Source organism: Streptomyces sp. YS-3 (genome assembly GCF_045257485.1).
Taxonomy (GTDB): Bacteria; Actinomycetota; Actinomycetes; order Streptomycetales; family Streptomycetaceae; genus Streptomyces.
This window is the reverse complement of the sequence record NZ_JBJHPC010000887.1, coordinates 1-1968: the sequence shown is the minus strand read 5'-3', so window position 1 is coordinate 1968 and position 1968 is coordinate 1. Positions and strand designations below refer to the sequence as shown.

Below are 1968 nucleotides of genomic sequence, written 5' to 3'. Positions count from 1 at the left end.
GTAGGGGACGTCGCGCTGCGGGGTGTTGGGGGTGGTGGCGGGCTTGGGGATATTGCTGGTCTGGGTGAGGCAGGGAGTCCCGGCGGAGAAGATGAACTGGCCAGTGGCACCGACCTGCACTGAAACGCTGAATTCGTCCGGCGTCGTGGCGTCGATGGCGGGCATGTCCTTACTCGGGTTCACGCTGATGATCTTGTACCCGTGGGCCTTCCAACTGCGCTCGACTGCCCCGAGCAGGTTGCCCCGTCGCTCGGCGGACACTTTGGTCAGGATGGCGATACGGCGTTTGACCGTGCCGGTCCCGGTGCCCTTGCCCAGGATGTTGCTGCACGCGATGTCGTTCGAGGGGCCGTGGTTCCAGCGCAGCGGCGGCCTGATGCTCCGCAAGGTTTGCTGGAGGATCGCATCGGCCTGCTCGGCACCTTGACTCATGTCCATGGTCGGTTTCTTCCTTTCCGTGGTGCTGCTGTCCGGGAGCCCACCGCAACCGACAGCTGTCGTGAGGAGCAGCAGTGCGGCGACAGCGCGACGGAGGGACTTCATCGGGGCTCCTGAGTGGTGATGTCGTTTACCTTGCCCACCACGATTCGCGCGATGTTCCTGGCCGACGTGGGATCGGCGTCCGGATCGAAGTAGTTGGAGTGTGCGCCCAGGTCCGTCGGATTCTTCAGGTGCTTGATCTTGTCGACCGTATCCGCGTCGGGGCTGACGAGCAGCGGCCCGTCCCCCGTCGCGAAGCGCCTGGCGCCGAACTCGCGGCTCGCCGGGTCGGCACCGAAGTAGCGCTCGTCGGGGACGTTGTTCAGAGCGTGACCGATCTTGTGGCCGATGTGCGCACCGCCAGGTCCCCCGATAAAGCCCCCGGCCAGGATTCCGGTGGCTTCGCTCTTGCTGGGCAGCTGGGTCACGATGTCGTTCTTGGCGGCGCCGACAAACACGTGGTCCCGTCCGACTCCGAGCTCGTCGGCGGTCTTCGCCTCCGTGCCCGGGCTGCCCACGAGGATGATGTCGTCGGCCCCGGGGATGCCACCGTGCCGTTGTGCGGCGAGGCCGACGGTGAGCGAGCCGTAGGAGTGACCGATGGCGGTGACGTGCGGGTCGCCCGTCTCGTGCGTGGCGGAGATGCCTGCCATGAACCCGTTGTACGCGGTGGCGCCCATGTTGGCGTGGTAGTCGATCATGACGGCGGCATTGGCCAAGGGCTGTTCGGCGGGCAGCTGAGGAGCGTCATACCCGAGCCAGACCATCGAAGCGATGGGATGGTCGGGGTCCGCTTCCCTGGCACCGAGTGCGGTCTCCCGCGCCCGCTTCAGGTCGCTCTCGGCGAAGTGCTTGTCGAGACTGGTGCCAAGCCCCGGAACGTACGCGGCGACGTTCTTCGCCGTGTCGGGATTGCCGTACGATACGATGGCGCGCCCGTTGCCCTGGTCGCCGATCCCTAGCAGGTACATGGGCGGGACGCCCGGCTCCGGCGCCGCCTGGAGCTGCTCGTCGATCGACCGCAACCCCGCGAGCTTCGCCCGCGCCGCCTCGTTGTCCTCGCCCGACAGCTTGCCGATCAGCATCTGCAGGTTGTCGCGGTTGGCCTCGTCGCGGGCGAGGGCCGGGATGCCGTCCAGGTTACCGAGGACGTCCGGGCACAGGGTGAGGTATTCGTCGCGCTGGGCCTGGGACAGGTGGGTCCACCAGTCGTGGCGTTCGGCGGGGGAGGCGTTCGTCGGGATGGTCTTCTTCAGGCGGTCGCCGGAGAGCTTGCGCACCGCGGCCAGGTCCGAGGCCGCGTCCTTCCAGGTCGCCTCGGTGACGTCCAGGCCGGGCTCGGCCTTCAGCCTGCTCAGGGCCGTACTGAAGTGTTCGTCGGCCTCGCGGGCGGCTGTGAGCGCCCGGCGGATGCGGTCGGCGATGTCCTGGGCCTTGGCCCGGTTCGGGTTGGGGTCGGCAAGGCCGGGGTGGAGCGCGCCGAGGGTG

At 67.9% G+C, this 1968-nt stretch carries 2 protein-coding genes; both read right to left on the bottom strand.

What is annotated here, in order from left to right:
* A partial coding sequence (locus ACJA3G_RS35955) for a hypothetical protein (protein WP_406557229.1) occupies positions 1-438 on the bottom strand: 438 nt, incomplete at its 3' end.
* Between the two features lie 101 nt (positions 439-539).
* A partial coding sequence (locus ACJA3G_RS35950) for an alpha/beta hydrolase (RefSeq protein WP_406557228.1) occupies positions 540-1968 on the bottom strand: 1429 nt, incomplete at its 5' end.